Origin of the sequence: Streptomyces sp. NPDC101118, assembly GCF_044759445.1 — a bacterium.
Taxonomy (GTDB): Bacteria; Actinomycetota; Actinomycetes; order Streptomycetales; family Streptomycetaceae; genus Streptomyces.
This window is the reverse complement of sequence record NZ_JBIVZG010000018.1, coordinates 108,402-124,277: the sequence shown is the minus strand read 5'-3', so window position 1 is coordinate 124,277 and position 15,876 is coordinate 108,402. Positions and strand designations below refer to the sequence as shown.

The following is a 15,876-nucleotide window of genomic DNA, read 5'->3' as shown; positions in this document are numbered from 1 at the left end:
CGCCCGATCAGCGCCGGTATGTTCTAGAGCAGCTGATACGACCCGGAGAATCCGTTTTGTCTAACACTGTCACCGATACCGAGCCCAACGAACCCGGCGGCCGGAACCCCGCCGCCGACCAGCCCCCGCCGGGCGACGACCACGCCTTCCTGGGCCACCCGCGGGGGCTCGCCACGCTGTCCGGACTGGAGGTCTGGGAGCGCTTCTCGTTCCTGGGCATGCAGGCGATCCTCGTCCTGTACTTCGCCGACACCGTGGCGAACGGCGGCCTCGGCATGGACCCGGGCACGGCCGCCTCCGTCTCGGCGGCCTACGGGACCATGGTGTACCTCGTGTCGGTGGCCGGCGGCTGGCTCGCCGACCGGATCCTCGGCTCGTACCGGGCCGTGCTGTGGGGCGGCATCCTGATCGCCTGCGGCCACTACGCCATGGCCGTCCCCACCACCGCGATGACCTGGGCCGGCCTGGGCCTGATCAGCGCCGGCACCGGCCTGCTCAAGCCGAACGTCGCCGGCATGGTGGGCAAGCTCTACCGGACGGACGACGACCGGCGCGACGCCGGCTTCGCCCTCTACTACACGGGCATCAACATCGGCGCCTTCGCCGGCCCGCTGATCACCGGCTGGCTGGGCGAGCACCAGGGCTGGCACTGGGGCTTCTCGGCCGCCGCCATCGGCATGACGGCCGGCCTGATCCAGTACGTCGCGGGCCGCCGCCACCTCGCCGGGCGCACGCACGCCGCCGAGTTCCCGCCGGCCCCCGACGCCATGCGGCGCACGGTGCGTCTGATCGTCGGCGGGCCGGTCGCGGCCGCGGTGCTCTGCGGGATGCTGGCGGCCGCCGGTTGGCTCACCATGGACCGGTTCGTGGACCTGCTCACCCTGGTCTCGGTGATCGCCCCGGCCGTCTACTTCGCGGTGATGTTCCGCAGCCCGCGGGTGACCGCCGCGGAGCGCGGCCGGCTCCGCCCGTACGTGGTGCTCTTCCTCGCCTCCGTGGCCTTCAACTTCATCCTCTTCCAGGCGTACTCGACGATGATGCTGCTGGCCTCGACGAACGCCAGGACCACCATCCTCGGCTTCGACTTCCCCGCGAGCTGGTACGCCTCCGCGCTCGGCGCGTTCGAGGTGGCGCTGGCCCCGGTCGTGGCCGCCGTGTGGGCCCGGATGGGCCACCGCCAGCCGCACGCCTCCAACAAGATCGCCATCGGGGTGCTGCTGGGCGGCCTGTCCTTCCTGCTGATGGTCGTGCCGACCTCCGGGCACGGGGACGACGCGTACCGGATGGCCGCGTGGTGGATCGTCGGCTCGTACCTGCTGCTCGGCCTGGGCGACGTACTGCTGGAGACCTCGGGCATGTCCGCCACCACCAAGCTGGCGCCCAAGGCCTTCGCCAACCAGACCATGGCCCTGTGGTTCCTGTCGCTGGCCCTCGCCAACGGCATCCAGGCCCAGGTGGTCAAGCTCTACGGCACCGTCTCGCACCCCGTGTACTTCGGCCTCAACGGCGCCGTCGCGATCGTCGCCGGCCTGGCCGTCCTCGCCCTCGCGCCGTGGCTGCGGCGCACGATGCACCCCGTCCACTGACGCCGGAGGGACCCTGTGGCCATCCGTACGGAGTTCCCCTACGAGACCACCCGCGAGGACGTCTGGATCCCGCTGCCGGAGGGTGTCCGGCTGTACGCGCGGATCTGGCGCCCCGTGACGGACGAGGCCGTGCCGGTGCTGCTGGAGTACCTGCCGTACCGGCTCACCGACTGGACCGCGCCCCGCGACTGGCAGCGCCACCCCTGGTACGCCGGCCACGGCTACGCCTCCGTCCGGGTGGACCTGCGCGGGCACGGCAACAGCGACGGCCTGCCGGGCGACGAGTACGACGCCCGGGAGCTGGCCGACGGGGTCGCGGTGGTGGAGTGGCTGGCGGCCCAGCCCTGGTGCACGGGGGCCGTCGGCATGTTCGGCATCTCGTGGGGCGGCTTCAACAGCCTGCAGGTCGCGGCGCTGGCGCCCGAGGCGCTGAAGGCCGTGGTGACGGTCTGCTCCACCGACGACCGCTACGACAACGACGTCCACTACATGGGCGGCTCGGTGCTGGGCGTGGACATGCACGCCTGGGCGGCGACCATGCTGGCCTTCGCCGCCCGGCCGCCGGACCCGCTGTACGCGGGCGAGGGCTGGCGGGAGCGGTGGCTGGACCGGCTGGAGTCCCTGGAGCCCCTGGTCCACACCTGGCTGGCCCACCAGACGCGGGACGCGTACTGGCGGCACGGCAGCGTCTGCGAGGACTACGGGGCGGTACGCGCCGCGGTGCTGGCGGTGGGCGGCTGGCACGACCCCTACCGCGACACGGTGCTGCGGCTCGTCTCGGCCCTGCCGGCCGACCGGGTGCGCGGGATCATCGGCCCCTGGTCGCACCAGTACCCGGACCGGGGGCTGCCGCCCGGCCCCGCGATCGGCTTCCTCCAGGAGACCCTGCGGTGGTGGGACCACTGGCTCAAGGGCGAGGACACCGGCGTGCTCGCCGAGCCGCTGCTGCGCTCCTGGATCAGCGACTCGCACCCGCCCGCGACCACGTACGAACGGCTCGACGGCCGCTGGGTGGGCGACCCGGCCTGGCCCTCCCCGAACGTCGCGCCCGTGCGGTACGGGCTGCAGGGCGAGCCGGTGCAGGTGGCCTCGCCGCAGCACACGGGGCTGGACGCGGGGCGCTTCTTCCCCTTCGGCAACGCCTCCGACCTGCCGCCAGACCAGCGGGAGGAGGACGCGAAGTCGGCCTGCTTCGAGTTCGCGGTGGACGAGGGGCCGGTGGACGTGCTGGGGCGGCCGGTGGTCCGGCTCCGGCTGCGGATGGACGTACCGCACGGGCAGGTCGTCGCCCGGGTCTGCGACGTGGCCCCGGACGGGTCCTCCACGCTGGTGACGCGGGGCGCGCTGAACCTGGGCGCGCGGGAGGGCCGCGACCGGTCCGTGGACTGGCCCAAGGGCTCGGTGCAGTCGGTGGCCTTCGAGCTGAACGGCATCGGCCACAGCTTCCCGCCCGGCCACCGGATCCGGCTCGCGCTGTCGTCGGCGTACTGGCCGTGGATCTGGCCGCGGGCCGGTTCGGAGGCCGGGTGGACGCTGGACCCGGCGGGCAGCTCGCTCGAACTGCCGGTGCGGGCGCGGACGCCGTCGGAGGGCGTGGCCTTCGAGGAGCCGGAGCAGGCGCCGCCGCTCGGTGTGACCTTCCCGGAGACGCTGGACGAGCCGCGGCCGGAGCGGGTGGTGGTGCGGGACGTGGCCGCGGGCGCGTGGCGCCTGGAGGTGGACCCGCGGTACGGGGGGAAGCGGGTGTACCCGGACGGCCTGGAGTTCGAGGAGGACGCGCTGGAGGTGTACGAGATCCAGGACGCGGACCCTCTGTCCGCCCGGGCGCGCTCCGAGTGGCGGATCCGGCTGCACCGGGCGGATGCGGGGTGGGACGCGCGGGTGTCGACCGTGTCGTCGACGGAGTGCGACGCGGAGTCGTTCGTCGTGCGGAACGAGGTCGTCTGCCGGGAGGGCGAGGAGGTCGCCTTCCACCGCACGTGGGAACGCCGTATCCCGCGCACCGCCGGCTGACCCCGCCCCCGCCGGGCCGCTCGGTCCCGCGCCGTGCCCGTGCCGGGCGCCGTGCCCGTGCCGGGCGCCGTGCCCGTGCCGGGCGCCGGTCCCGTGCCGGGCGCCGTGCCCGTGCCGGGCGCCGGTCCCGTGCCGGGTGCGGGCCGTTGCCCTGCGGGGCGAGTCCCCTACCCGCCCTTCCTCCGTTCCCCGGGCTTCGCCCGGACCCTTTCGGGGGCTCCGCCCCCGGACCCCCGCTCCTCAAACGCCGGAGGGGCTGAATACGGCTGTATTCAGCCTCGCCGGCGTTTGAGGCGCGGGGTCCGGGGGCGGAGCCCCGGTTTCGGGAAGGGGCGGGGTGGGGAAACGGCTCCGCGCAGCGGCAACGGCCCGCACCCGGCACGGGCACGGCGCCCGGCACACACACCGCGCCCCCGGCAAGCAACGGCACGGGCCCGGCACCCGCCGAGCGCTACGCGAAGAGGCGCTCCAGGACGACCGCGATGCCGTCCTCCTCGTTCGAGAGGGTGATTTCGTCGGCCACCGCGCGGAGCTCGGGGTGCGCGTTGGACATCGCCACGCCGTGCCCGGCCCAGGCGAACATCGGGATGTCGTTCGGCATGTCGCCGAAGGCGATCGTCGACGACGCCGGCAGCCCCAGCGCCCCGGCCGCCAGCGCCAGCCCGCTCGCCTTCGTCACCCCCGGCGGCTGGAGCTCCACCGTGTGCTCCCCGGCCATCGTCACGTTCACCATGTGTCCGACCACGCCCCGCGCCACCCGCGTCAGTTCGTCGTCGTCCAGCCGGGGGTGCTGGAGGAGCACCTTCGTGATCGGCGAGGCCCACAGCGCCGCCCGCTGCGGGACCCGGACCACCGGGAGGTGCGGGCGGTGCCCCATCCGGTAGCCCGGGGCCATCACCATCTCCGCGTCCACGCCGTCCCGGTCGACGGCCGCGTACACCTCGCCGATCTCCGCCTCGATCTTGCCGAGGGCCACCTCCGCCAGCTCCCGGTCCAGCGCCACGGAGCTGAGCATCCGGCCCGCCCCGGCGTCGTACAGCTGTGCCCCCTGCCCGCACACCGCGAGCCCCCCGTACCCCAGTCCGTCCAGGACGTGCCGCACCTGAGGGACGGGGCGCCCGGTGACCACGATGTGCTGGGCGCCGGCGGCGCGCGCCCGCGCGAGCGCCGCGTACGAGCGGGGTGAGATGGTGTCCCCGGCGCGCAGCAGCGTGCCGTCGAGGTCGGTGGCGATCAGGGCGTAGGGAAGAGCCGAAGTCACGGCGTCAAGGATACGGATCAACACCGGGATCCTTATGGACAAGTCATATAAATAGGCCCCGAATCCGGCCTCCCGAACCGTCCGCCCCCCACGTAACGTGTGCTCCGCACTGTGTACGCCGGGACACCCCCGGACCGCGTGAAAGCGAGGCAGCACCCCATGCCCGAGCAGAGCCCCCTGGACCTCCCCGAGGGTGACCCTTTCGGTCCGCACAATCTGCCGTACGGCGTGTTCTCGACCGGTGACGAATCCACCCGGCGCATTGGAGTGCGCATCGGCGCGCACGTCCTCGACGCGGGCGCCGTCGCCGCCGCGCTCGGCTCCCCGCACGCCGCCCTGCTCGGCGCTCCGACGCTGAACCCGCTCCTCGCGGCCGGCCGCGCCACCTGGACCGCCGTGCGCGCCGCGCTCACCGAGTGGGTCACCGACCCGGCGCACCGCGCCGCCGTCGAGCCCCTGCTGTTCCCGCTGGACGCCGTCACGCTGCACCTGCCGTACGAGGTCGCCGACTACGTCGACTTCTACGCGAGCGAGCACCACGCCACCAACGTCGGCCGGATGTTCCGCCCCGACGGCGACGCGCTGACGCCCAACTGGAAGCATCTGCCCATCGGGTACCACGGCCGTTCGGGCACCATCGTGGTCTCCGGCACCGACGTCGTGCGCCCCTCCGGCCAGCGCAAGGCCCCCGCCGACCCGGCGCCCGTCTTCGGCCCGAGCATCAAGCTCGACATCGAGGCCGAGGTCGGCTTCGTCGTCGGCACCCCCTCCACGATGGGCGAGCCGGTCGCGCTGGCGGACTTCCGCGAGCACGTCTTCGGCCTCTTCCTGCTCAACGACTGGTCCGCGCGCGACATCCAGGCCTGGGAGTACGTGCCGCTCGGCCCGTTCCTCGGCAAGTCCTTCGCCACCTCCGTCTCGGCCTGGGTGACCCCGCTGGACGCCCTCGACGCCGCCCGTGTGACGCCCCCGGCGCGCGACTTCCCGCTCCTGCCGTACGTGGACGACGCGGCCGTCGAGCCGGGCGGCTACGACCTGCACATCACGGTGTCGGTCAACGGCCAGGAGGTGGCCCACCCGCCGTTCGCCACCATGTACTGGACCGCCGCCCAGCAGCTGGCCCACATGACGGTCAACGGCGCCTCCCTGCGCACCGGCGACGTGTACGGCTCCGGCACCGTCAGCGGCCCCGAGGTGAACCAGCGCGGCTCGCTGCTGGAGCTGACCTGGAACGGCCGGGACGCGATCGAACTGGCCGAGGGCAAGCGCACCTTCCTGGAGGACGGCGACACCGTCACCCTCACCGCCTGGGCCCCGGGCGCCGACGGCACCCGCATCGGCCTCGGCGAGGTCACCGGCACCATCACCCCGGCCGTGGTCCGCTAGCCGGACCCGGCCCGTCCACATCGTGGGCATTCCGGGGTGACCGGGGTGGCGGATCTTTCCGCCACCCCGGGAAAACCCCAGGTCAGGACCGTACGTATGGTCCGTCAGGTGGCGCAATGCCGCCGCAACACCACTGCCGCGGCCCCGGCGGTACGTTCCCTGCCATGCCAGCCGAACGCCTCCGTGAGCACACCGTCCCGGTCGCCGCAGCGCGCCGCCGCCGGCTGCGCGCGGACCAGGCGCGACAGCTCGCCGACCTCCTGCGCCACCAGATCCTGGCCGGCGCCTTCCCCGGCGGCGCCCTCCCCCTGGAGGACGTGCTCGCCGCCGACTACCGCGCCAGCCGCAACACCGTCCGCCAGGCCCTGGACCTGCTGCGCGGCGAAGGGCTGGTGGCCCGCCAGCCCGGCGTGGGCACCGTCGTGGTCTGCGAGAAGTACCCGCACGCGCTGGACCGGCTGCAGGGCCTGGCCGAGACCCTCCACGAACACGGCAGGGTCAGCAACGAGGTCCGCGGCATGGGCCCCGTACCCGCCCCCGGCCCGGTGGCACGGCGGCTGCGCCTGCCCGAGCACGCCGACGTGCTCTACATCGAGCGGCTGCGGCGGCTCGGCGGACTCCCCCTCTCCCTCGACCTCACGTACGTCCCGATGGACATCGGCGTCGGGCTGCTCGACTGCGACCTGGAGAACACCGACGTCTTCCGGCTGCTGGAGACCCTGACCGGGCGGCCCCTCGGCACCGCCGAGATCACCCTGGAGGCCGTCAACGCCGACGCGCACTCCGCCGCCGTGCTCGAAGCGCCGCGCGGAGCGGCCGTCCTGATGCTGGAGCGCCTCACCCACCTGGACGACGGGCGCCCCGTCGACCTGGAGTTCATCCGCTTCCGCGGGGACCGGATCACCATGAGCGGCCTGCTGCACCGCAGCCGCTGACCGCCCCACCCCACCTTCCCCCCTCCCTGGAGACAGCCATGCCCCTGGCGCCCCAGCGGGCCGACGTGCCCGTGACCGTCGACGAGTCCAAGTGCATCGACGGCTGCACGCTCTGCGTCGACATGTGTCCGCTCGACTCGCTGGCCATCCACGAGGACACCGGCAAGGCGTACATGCACGTCGACGAGTGCTGGTACTGCGGCCCCTGCGCGGCCCGGTGTCCCACCGGCGCGGTGACCGTCAACATGCCCTACCTGCTCCGGTGAAAGGTACGAACTCCCATGCGGCACAAGCTCATCACCCCGCTCCTGGCCACCTCGCTGACCCTCCTGACCGCCACCGCGTGCGGCGGTGAGGGCGACGCGAAGGGCTCCGGCGGCACCGTCACCGTGACGGTCGGCTACCAGTCCAAGACGATCAACACGGTCACCGCCGGCACCCTGCTGCGCTCCCTCGGCTACTTCGAGCAGGAGCTGGCCGCGCTCGGGAAGAAGGACGGGGTCAGGTACGAGGTCGCCTGGCAGGACTACGCCACCGGCGCGCCCATCACCGCGCAGATGACCGCCGGGAAGATCGACATCGGCTCGATGGGCGACTTCCCGCTGCTGATCAACGCGGCCCGCGGCAAGCAGCTGAACCGGCCCACCCACCTGGTCTCCGTCACCGGCTACAACCTGCGCGGCGGCCTCAACACCGTGGTGGTGCCGCCCTCCTCCACCGCGAAGACCCTCGCCGACCTCAAGGGCAAGCGGGTCTCCACCTCGGTCGGCTCGGCCGCCGACGGGACGCTCGTACGGGCACTCCAGCGCGCCGGACTCGACCCCGCGAAGGACATCAGGAAGCTCAACCAGCAGCCCGCGGTGGGCGCTTCGGCCCTCCAGGCCGGCAGCGCCGACGCGCTCTCGCAGTTCGTGGCCTGGCCGGGACTGCTCGCCTTCCAGAACAAGGTCCGGCCGCTGTACGACGGCGCCGAACTGAACCTGGCCACCTTCCACGGCGTCACGGTCCGCGAGGACTTCGCGAAGAAGCGGCCCGCGCTGCTGGACGCCTTCCTGAAGGCCCAGCTGAAGGCCACCGACCACCTGCGCGCCCACCCGGTCCGGGCCGCGGAGACCGTCGCGGAGGCAACCGGCCTGCCGGCAGAGGTGGTCTACCTCTACAACGGCGCCGCCGGCATCGCGACCTTCGACCCCGCGCTGCGGCCCGAGCTCCTGGCCGCGCTCAAGGAGGACGTCCCGGTGCTGAAGTCCGCGAAGCTGGTGACCGGGGTGGACGTGGACGCCTTCGTCGACCCGGCGCCGCTGGCCCGCGCCTCCGCCGGGCGGCCCGCACTCGCGCCGCCCGCCGCCAAGGCCGAGCTGTGGGTGAAGGGCGAGTCCGCCACCCGTACGTACGACACCACGGCCGCGCTCCTCGCCGACCTGGAGAAGACCGGCGAGGACAAGGTCCGGGCGGCGTACGTGCCCGACGCCACCACCGGCACCCGCTGGTTCGCGGACCGGGCGGTGTGGGTGGCCGACGGGAAGACGCCGGTCGCGTTCGTCACCGCCGCGGGCGCGGCCGCGTACGTCGCGGCGCACCCCGGCGCCCGGACCGTCGACTACGCGGGGGCGCGGGGGCTGGTGCGGTGATCCGGCGCGCGCTCTCCCTGGTCGCCGCGCTGGGGCTGTGGCAGGCCCTGACCGCCTGGGACGTCAACCTCTGGCTGCGCTTCGAGCAGTTCCCCACGGTCGGGGAGGTGGCGGTGCGGTTCGCCGCCCGGCTCGGCGAGGACACGTACTGGCAGGACCTGACCGACAGCCTCACCCGCATCGTCTCCGGCTTCCTGCTGGCAGGAGTCGCGGGGGTGGCGGTCGGCACGGCCGTCGCCCGCTCGCGGTGGGCCGCGGACCTGCTCGGGCCGGTCCTGGAGGTGCTGCGGCCGATCCCCGCGATCGCCCTGGTCCCGGTGGCGATCCTGCTGTTCCCCTCCAACGAGCAGGGCATCGTCTTCATCACCTTCACCGCGGCGTTCTTCCCCGTGCTGGTCTCGACCCGGCACGCGGTGCGGGCGCTGAGCCCGGTGTGGGAGGAGGCCGTGCTCACGCTGGGCGGGGGCCGGGCGCGGGTGCTGTTCTCCGTGGTGCTCCCGGGGGCCCTGCCCGGCATCTTCGGGGGGCTGTCGGTGGGCATCGGGGTCTCGTGGATCTGCGTGATCTCGGCCGAGATGATCTCCGGTGAGTACGGGGTGGGGTACCGGACCTGGCAGGACTACACGGTGGTCGACTACCCGGGGGTGTTCGTCGGGATGGCCACCATCGGGCTGCTGGGGTGGCTGACGTCGACGGGGGTGGAGGTGCTGGGCCGCCGGCTCACTGCGTGGCTCCCGCGCGCCCCCTCCGGCCCCGCCGGCCCCCGGGCCCGGGCGCGCTTCCCGGTCGCGGGGGCGGGTGCCGGTGCCGGTGCCGGTGTGGCCAAGGGAACGCCGGCGGGGCTGAGCAGCCCCGAGAGCTCCGCCCCGGACCCCGCGCTGCACACACCGGCCGGGCCGAAGAACCGCTCCGGTCCGGGCCCTCGTTCGTCTCGGAGGCCGGCCGGGCTGGGTGCGCTGTGGTTCGCCGTGCGCGTCCAGGGGCGGCAGATCCAGCGCCTCCGGCGTTTGAGGACCGCGGGTGCGGGGGCGGAGCCCCCGGGAGGGGCCGGGCGGAGTCCGGGGAACGGAGGCAGGGCGGGGCGGGGAGTGGCCCCGCAGGGAACGGAAAGCCGGAAGGACGCCGCACGATGACGACCACCACCCTCACCCGCACCACCACCCCCGGAGGGGCCCGCCTCGCGCTGCGGAACGTCCACCTCGGCCACCACGGCGAGACGGTGCTCGACGGCCTCGACCTCGACGTCGCCCCCGGCGAACTCCTGACCGTCGTCGGCCCGTCCGGCTGCGGCAAGTCCACCCTCCTGCGCACCCTCGCCGGCCTCATCCCCCCGGTCGCCGGCCAGGTCACCCAGGACGGCGTCCCCGTCACCGCCCCGCACGCCGACCGCGCCCTGGTCTTCCAGGACGACGCCCTGCTGCCCTGGCGGACCGTGCGGGCCAACGTCGAACTCCCCCTCGCCATCAGGAAGGTGGCCCGCCCCGAGCGCCGCGCCCACGCCGAACACTGGCTGGACCGCGTCGGCCTCGCCGGCCACGCGCACAAGCTCCCCCACCAGCTCTCCGGCGGCCAGCGCCAGCGCGTCCAGCTCGCCCGCGCCCTCGCCGCCGGCCCCCGCGCGGTGCTGATGGACGAACCCTTCGGCGCCCTGGACGCCCAGACCCGCGCCGGGATGCAGGACCTGCTGGCCGAGGTGCTGGACGGCACCGGGGCCACCGTCGTCTTCGTCACCCACGACGTGGACGAGGCCCTCCACCTGGGCGACCGCGTCGCGCTCCTCGGCACCGGCCGCGTGCTCGACGTACCCGGCGCACGCCGCGGCGCATCCGGCCCCCGCCTCAGGGACGACCCGGCGCACGCCGCCCTGCGGCAGCAGGTCCTCGATTCCCTCGCCCGGCTCTGAAGAACCCGGCCCGAACCCCCGAAAGGTCCCTCCCGTGGAGACCCTGGCCATCCCCGCCCTCTCCTCCGCCACCGAACTCCGCTGCGACGTCCTCGTCGTCGGCGGCGGCACGGCCGGCACCATGGCGGCCCTGACCGCCGCCGAGCGCGGTGCGGACGTCCTGCTCCTGGAGAAGGCGCACGTGCGGCACTCCGGCGCCCTCGCCATGGGCATGGACGGCGTCAACAACGCCGTGATCCCCGGCCGCGCCGAGCCCGACGACTACGTCGCCGAGATCACCCGGGCCAACGACGGGATCGTCGACCAGTCCACCGTCCGCCAGACCGCCACCCGCGGCTTCGACATGGTCCGGCGGCTGGAGTCGTACGGGGTGAAGTTCGAGAAGGACGAGCACGGCGAGTACGCCGTCCGCCAGGTCCACCGCTCCGGCTCGTACGTCCTGCCCATGCCGGAGGGCAAGGACGTCAAGAAGGTCCTCTACCGGCAGCTGCGCCGCCGCGAGATGCGCGAGCGGATCCGCATCGAGAACCGCGTGATGCCCGTGCGGGTCCTCACCCACGAGGGCCGGGCCGTGGGCGCCGCCGCCTTCAACACCCGCACCGGCGAGTTCGTCGTCGTCCGCGCCGGCGCGGTGGTCCTCGCCACCGGCCCCTGCGGCCGCCTCGGCCTGCCCGCCTCCGGCTACCTCTACGGCACGTACGAGAACCCCACGAACGCCGGGGACGGCTACGCGATGGCGTACCACGCGGGCGCCGAGCTGACCGGCATCGAGTGCTTCCAGATCAACCCGCTGATCAAGGACTACAACGGGCCCGCCTGCGCCTACGTCGCCAACCCCTTCGGCGGCTACCAGGTCAACCGGCACGGGCAGCGCTTCGTCGACTCCGACTACTGGTCGGGGCAGATGATGTCCGAGTTCGCCGCCGAACTCGCCTCCGACCGGGGGCCGGTGTACCTCAAGCTGAGCCACCTCCCCGAGGAGTCGGTCAGCGCCCTCGAAGGCATCCTGCACACCACCGAGCGGCCCACCCGCGGCACCTTCCACGCCGGGCGCGGCCACGACTACCGCACGCACGACATCGAGATGCACATCTCGGAGATCGGCCTGTGCGGCGGCCACTCCGCCTCCGGGGTACGGGTCGACGACCACGCCCGGACCACCGTGCCCCGCCTGTACGCGGCCGGCGACCTGGCCTGCGTACCGCACAACTACATGATCGGCGCCTTCGTCTTCGGCGACCTCGCCGGCGCGGACGCGGCGCAGTACACGGCGTACGAGGGCCCGCTCCCCCAGGACCAGCTCGCCGCCGCCCACGAGCTGGTCTACCGGCCGCTGCGGAACCCGGACGGACCGCCTCAGCCGCAGGTGGAGTACAAGCTCCGCCGCTTCGTCAACGACTACGTGGCCCCGCCCAAGACCGGCGCGAAGCTCTCGCTCGCGGTCGAGGCCTTCGAGCGCATGGGCCGGGAGATCGAGGCCATGGGCGCGCGCACCGCGCACGAGCTGATGCGCTGCGCCGAGGTGTCGTTCATCCGCGACTGCGCCGAGATGGCGGCCCGCTCCTCCCTGGCCCGCACCGAGTCCCGCTGGGGGCTCTACCACGAGCGGACCGACCACCCGGAGCGGGACGACGAGGGCTGGCTGCACCACCTGGACCTGCGGAAGTCCCCTTCCGGCACGATGGAGTTCACGGCCCGGCCGGTGGCGCCGTATCTGGTCCCGGTGGCGGAGTTCCGGCCCGTCGGCGGGCCGTCCCGGCACCTGGGCGAGGTCGTCCCGGAGCAGGTGGCCACCGCCGGTCCGCGCACCGCGGCGCCCGTGGGGTCGGGGGACGGCACGCCGGCCGCCCGGGCCGCGGACCCGCGGGAGGAGCAGCACGTGGCCGACGGCCGGTCGCCGAGGATCCTGGCCCTGCTCGCGCTCACCGGGGGCGACGAGCAGCCGGACATCGACGCCCTCACCCCGTACCTGAAGGACCCCGACCCGGCGGTGCGGACGGCCGCCGTGGCCGCGGTGACCGAGGTGGTCCCGCCCGGCGCCGGCCTGGCGCTCGCCCAGCGGCTCACCGACCCCGACCCGGCGGTGGCGGCCGCGGCGGCGGCCTCGTTGCGCGAGCTGCTGGACGTGCTCCCCTCCGACCTGCTGGTGGCCGTGCCGCTGCGGGCCGCGCTGACCGTGTCCGACCCGGCCGTGCGGGCGCTGGCCATGGAGGCCCTGCGGGTGCTGCGGCTGGGCCCGGTGGCGCTGTACGCGGGGGGCCTGGACGACCCCGACATCGGGGTGCGCATCGAGGCGGTACGGGCCCTGGTCTCGGCCGACGCGGTGGCGGAGCTCGCCGCGGCCGCCGGCGACCGGGCCCGGGAGGTCCGGGTGGCGGTGGCGAGGGGCCTGGCGGCGGTCCGCTCGCCGGAACCCGCCCCGCTGGCACCTCTGCTGGCCGACGCCGACCCCCTGGTCCGGGGCGCGGCGCTGGCCGCGCTGGCCCGTACCGGCTGCCCGGACCCGTACTCGGTCACCGCGACCGCCGCCCTCGCCGACCCGGCCTGGCAGGTCCGCGCGGGCGCGGCGACGGCGCTGGGCGCGGCCGCCCCGGACGCGGCCGTCCCGCCGCTCACCGCGGCCCTGGAGGACGCCAACGCGGACGTCCGCAAGGCCGCCGTCCTCGCCCTCCTGGCCCACGGCACGCACGAAGCCGCCCGCGCGGCCCTCGCCACGGCCACGAAGGACCCGGACGCCGACGTCCGCGCCTACGCCGCCCGAGCCGCCTGACCCGGTCAACACGCATATGCCATTCACACATGCGGGCGGCTCGTCGCGGAACCCCGGCGATACGCTGGTCGGACTCGCGAGACTGCGTCGCATGGGAGCACCACCGATGAGCGTCGATCCCGAGATCCACTGGCCGATCCCGCCGAAGGGTGGCTGGACCGCCGACGACCTGGACCGGCTTCCGAACCTGCCTCCGCACACGGAGCTGATCGACGGGAGTCTCGTCTTCGTGAGTCCGCAAACCCGGTTCCACCTGCGCGCGGTGCGCTTCTTCGAGTACCAGCTCCTCTCGCTCGCGCCGGAGGGCTTCGAGGTCCTGCGCGCGTTCACCATCGACGTCGACCGGCGCAACCGGCCCGAGCCCGACGTCATCGTCGTTCCCGACGATGACGACGAAGACCTCGATCAGACGCGGCTGCCCGCCGCGTCGGTCCGGCTGGCGGTCGAGGTCGTCTCGCCCGAGTCCGTCGAGCGCGACCGCGAGGTCAAGCCCCTCAAGTACGCCCGCGCCGGCATCCCCCACTACTGGCGGGTGGAGAACGACGGGGGCCGCGCCGTCGTCTACGTGAACGAGCTCGAACCCGCCACCGGCGTCTACGTATGCACGGGCATCTTCCGCGATCGGCTCAAGGTCTCGGTCCCCTTCCCCCTCGACCTGGACCTCACCACGGTCACCGCGCGCCGCCCGGAGTAGCCGCGAGCACGCACGAGGGCCCGCTCCCCGTTCGGGGAGCGGGCCCTCGGCCGTACGGTCGGCTCAGCGCACGAACACGCTCGCCTGACTCGCCAGGTCCAGGAAGTACTGCGGCGCCAGGCCCAGGACCAGCGTGACCGCCACGCCCACCGCGATCGCCGACATCGTCAGCGGCGACGGCACGGCGACGGTCGGGCCGTCCGCCTTGGGCTCGCTGAAGAACATCAGGACGATCACCCGGATGTAGAAGAACGCCGCGATCGCGGACGAGATGACACCGACCACGACCAGCGCCCCGGCCCCGCCCTCGGCCGCCGCCTTGAAGACGGCGAACTTGCCGGCGAAGCCGGAGGTCAGCGGGATGCCGGCGAAGGCCAGCAGGAACACCGCGAAGACCGCCGCGGCCAGCGGGGAACGGCGGCCCAGACCCGCCCACTTGGACAGGTGGGTGGCCTCCCCGCCCGCGTCGCGCACCAGCGTGACCACGGCGAAGGCGCCGATCGTCACGAAGGAGTACGCGCCCAGGTAGAAGAGGACCGAGGAGATGCCCTCCGGGGTGGTGGCGATGACACCGGCCAGGATGAAGCCCGCGTGCGCGATCGAGGAGTACGCCAGCAGGCGCTTCACGTCGGTCTGGGTGACCGCGATCACCGCACCGGCCAGCATCGTGACGATCGCGACGCCCCACATCACCGGGCGCCAGTCCCAGCGCAGGCCCGGCAGCACCACGTACAGCAGGCGCAGCAGCGCGCCGAAGGCGGCGACCTTGGTGGCGGCGGCCATGAAGCCGGTCACCGGGGTCGGGGCGCCCTGGTACACGTCCGGGGTCCACATGTGGAACGGCACCGCGCCGACCTTGAAGAGCAGGCCCGTCAGGATCAGCGCGCCGCCGATCAGCAGCAGCGCGTCGTTGCCCATGGTGTCCGCGAGCGCCGGGTCGATGTTCACGGCGGTGCCGTCGACGACGTCGGCGATCCCGGCGTACGTGACCGTGCCGGCGTAGCCGTACATCAGGGCGATGCCGAACAGCAGGAACGCCGAGGAGAAGGCGCCCAGCAGGAAGTACTTCACCGCGGCCTCCTGCGACATCAGCCGCTGGCGGCGGGCGACGGCGCAGAGCAGGTACAGCGGCAGGGAGAAGACCTCCAGCGCCACGAACAGGGTCAGCAGGTCGTTCGCCGAGGGGAAGACCAGCATGCCCGCGATGGCGAAGAGGGCCAGCGGGAACACCTCGGACGTGGTGAACCCGGCCTTGACCGCGGCCTTCTCGCTCTCGCTGCCCGGGACGGACGCCGCCTGGGCGGCGAAGGAGTCGACCTTGTTGCCGTGGGCGCGGGGGTCGAGCCGCCGCTCGGCGAAGGTGAACACGGCCACGATCGACGCGAGCAGGATCGTGCCCTGGAGGAACAGGGCGGGACCGTCCACGGCGATGGCGCCCATCGCCGCGACGTGGGCCTTGGTGGTCCCGTACCCGGCGGCGGCCAGGCCGACCACGGCCGCGAAGGCCGAGGCCAGGGCGGCGACCGCGAGGAACACCTGGGTGTAGTGGCGGAACCTGCGCGGTACGAAGGCCTCCACCAGGACGCCGACGATCGCGGCTCCCACCACGATCAGGGTCGGCGAGAGCTGTGCGTACTCGATGTGCGGGGCCGGGATCCGCTCGACGGGGTCGGCGGCGAGCGCCGCCAGGGCCATTA

At 73.8% G+C, this 15,876-nt stretch carries 11 protein-coding genes and 1 pseudogene; 10 read left to right on the top strand and 2 right to left on the bottom strand.

All coding sequences use genetic code 11. The features are described 5' to 3' along the window. Positions 1-56: 56 nt before the first annotated feature. Together ACIQUQ_RS26280 and ACIQUQ_RS26275 are read left to right on the top strand one after the other, a co-directional pair. Entirely contained in the window at positions 57-1,586 is a 1,530-nt protein-coding gene (locus tag ACIQUQ_RS26280) for a peptide MFS transporter (protein ID WP_403980350.1), read from the top strand. Between the two features lie 15 nt (positions 1,587-1,601). Beyond that, complete coding sequence (locus tag ACIQUQ_RS26275) at positions 1,602-3,599, top strand: CocE/NonD family hydrolase (RefSeq protein WP_403980348.1); 1,998 nt, start codon at positions 1,602-1,604, stop codon at positions 3,597-3,599. 451 nt (positions 3,600-4,050) lie between these two features. Here the strand turns inward: ACIQUQ_RS26275 and ACIQUQ_RS26270 are convergent, their stop codons facing one another. Then, positions 4,051-4,860: an HAD-IIB family hydrolase gene (locus ACIQUQ_RS26270; protein WP_403980345.1), complete on the bottom strand. Its 810-nt coding sequence runs from the start codon at positions 4,858-4,860 to the stop codon at positions 4,051-4,053. A 159-nt stretch (positions 4,861-5,019) separates the two neighbouring features. Between ACIQUQ_RS26270 and fahA the strand changes: the two genes are divergently transcribed. The 8 genes and pseudogenes from fahA to ACIQUQ_RS26230 all read left to right on the top strand — a co-directional run bounded on the left by fahA (position 5,020) and on the right by ACIQUQ_RS26230 (position 14,179). Beyond that, the gene (gene fahA, locus ACIQUQ_RS26265) at positions 5,020-6,246 is read left to right on the top strand and encodes a fumarylacetoacetase (RefSeq protein ID WP_403980343.1); all 1,227 of its coding nucleotides are present in this window, start codon (positions 5,020-5,022) and stop codon (positions 6,244-6,246) included. A 164-nt stretch (positions 6,247-6,410) separates the two neighbouring features. Further along, positions 6,411-7,181: a GntR family transcriptional regulator gene (locus tag ACIQUQ_RS26260; RefSeq protein ID WP_403980341.1), complete on the top strand. Its 771-nt coding sequence runs from the start codon at positions 6,411-6,413 to the stop codon at positions 7,179-7,181. Positions 7,182-7,219: 38 nt separating this feature from the next. After that, entirely contained in the window at positions 7,220-7,447 is a 228-nt protein-coding gene (locus ACIQUQ_RS26255; RefSeq protein ID WP_403980339.1) for a ferredoxin family protein, read from the top strand. A 15-nt stretch (positions 7,448-7,462) separates the two neighbouring features. Continuing rightward, positions 7,463-8,812 (top strand): ABC transporter substrate-binding protein, encoded by a 1,350-nt coding sequence (locus tag ACIQUQ_RS26250; RefSeq protein WP_403980337.1) that lies wholly within the window; start codon positions 7,463-7,465, stop codon positions 8,810-8,812. Then, a pseudogene (locus tag ACIQUQ_RS26245) lies at positions 8,812-9,609 on the top strand (ABC transporter permease); the annotation flags it as partial. The gene ACIQUQ_RS26250 and the pseudogene ACIQUQ_RS26245, both read left to right, overlap by 1 nt. A gap of 332 nt (positions 9,610-9,941) precedes the next feature. Next, positions 9,942-10,715 (top strand): ABC transporter ATP-binding protein, encoded by a 774-nt coding sequence (locus ACIQUQ_RS26240; protein ID WP_403980335.1) that lies wholly within the window; start codon positions 9,942-9,944, stop codon positions 10,713-10,715. A gap of 43 nt (positions 10,716-10,758) precedes the next feature. Next, positions 10,759-13,485, top strand: a complete 2,727-nt coding sequence (locus tag ACIQUQ_RS26235) for a fumarate reductase/succinate dehydrogenase flavoprotein subunit (protein ID WP_403980497.1) — start codon at positions 10,759-10,761, stop codon at positions 13,483-13,485. 106 nt (positions 13,486-13,591) lie between these two features. Then, on the top strand, positions 13,592-14,179 hold the full coding sequence (locus ACIQUQ_RS26230; protein WP_403980333.1) for a Uma2 family endonuclease: 588 nt from the start codon (positions 13,592-13,594) through the stop codon (positions 14,177-14,179). Positions 14,180-14,242: 63 nt separating this feature from the next. Here ACIQUQ_RS26230 and nuoN read toward each other — a convergent pair whose 3' ends face one another. After that, positions 14,243-15,874 carry an NADH-quinone oxidoreductase subunit NuoN gene (gene nuoN, locus ACIQUQ_RS26225; RefSeq protein ID WP_403980494.1) on the bottom strand — a complete coding sequence of 544 codons (1,632 nt, stop codon included), beginning with the start codon at positions 15,872-15,874 and terminating at the stop codon, positions 14,243-14,245. Positions 15,875-15,876: the final 2 nt, after the last annotated feature.

Bases quoted from the DNA above. Each gene is read 5' to 3' on its own strand.
- fahA (WP_403980343.1), top strand. From the start codon at position 5,020: ATGCCCGAGCAGAGCCCCCTGGACCTCCCCGAGGGTGACCCTTTCGGT.
- ACIQUQ_RS26260 (WP_403980341.1), top strand. From the start codon at position 6,411: ATGCCAGCCGAACGCCTCCGTGAGCACACCGTCCCGGTCGCCGCAGCG.
- ACIQUQ_RS26255 (WP_403980339.1), top strand. From the start codon at position 7,220: ATGCCCCTGGCGCCCCAGCGGGCCGACGTGCCCGTGACCGTCGACGAG.
- ACIQUQ_RS26250 (WP_403980337.1), top strand. From the start codon at position 7,463: ATGCGGCACAAGCTCATCACCCCGCTCCTGGCCACCTCGCTGACCCTC.
- ACIQUQ_RS26240 (WP_403980335.1), top strand. From the start codon at position 9,942: ATGACGACCACCACCCTCACCCGCACCACCACCCCCGGAGGGGCCCGC.
- ACIQUQ_RS26230 (WP_403980333.1), top strand. From the start codon at position 13,592: ATGAGCGTCGATCCCGAGATCCACTGGCCGATCCCGCCGAAGGGTGGC.
- nuoN (WP_403980494.1), bottom strand. From the start codon at position 15,874: ATGGCCCTGGCGGCGCTCGCCGCCGACCCCGTCGAGCGGATCCCGGCC.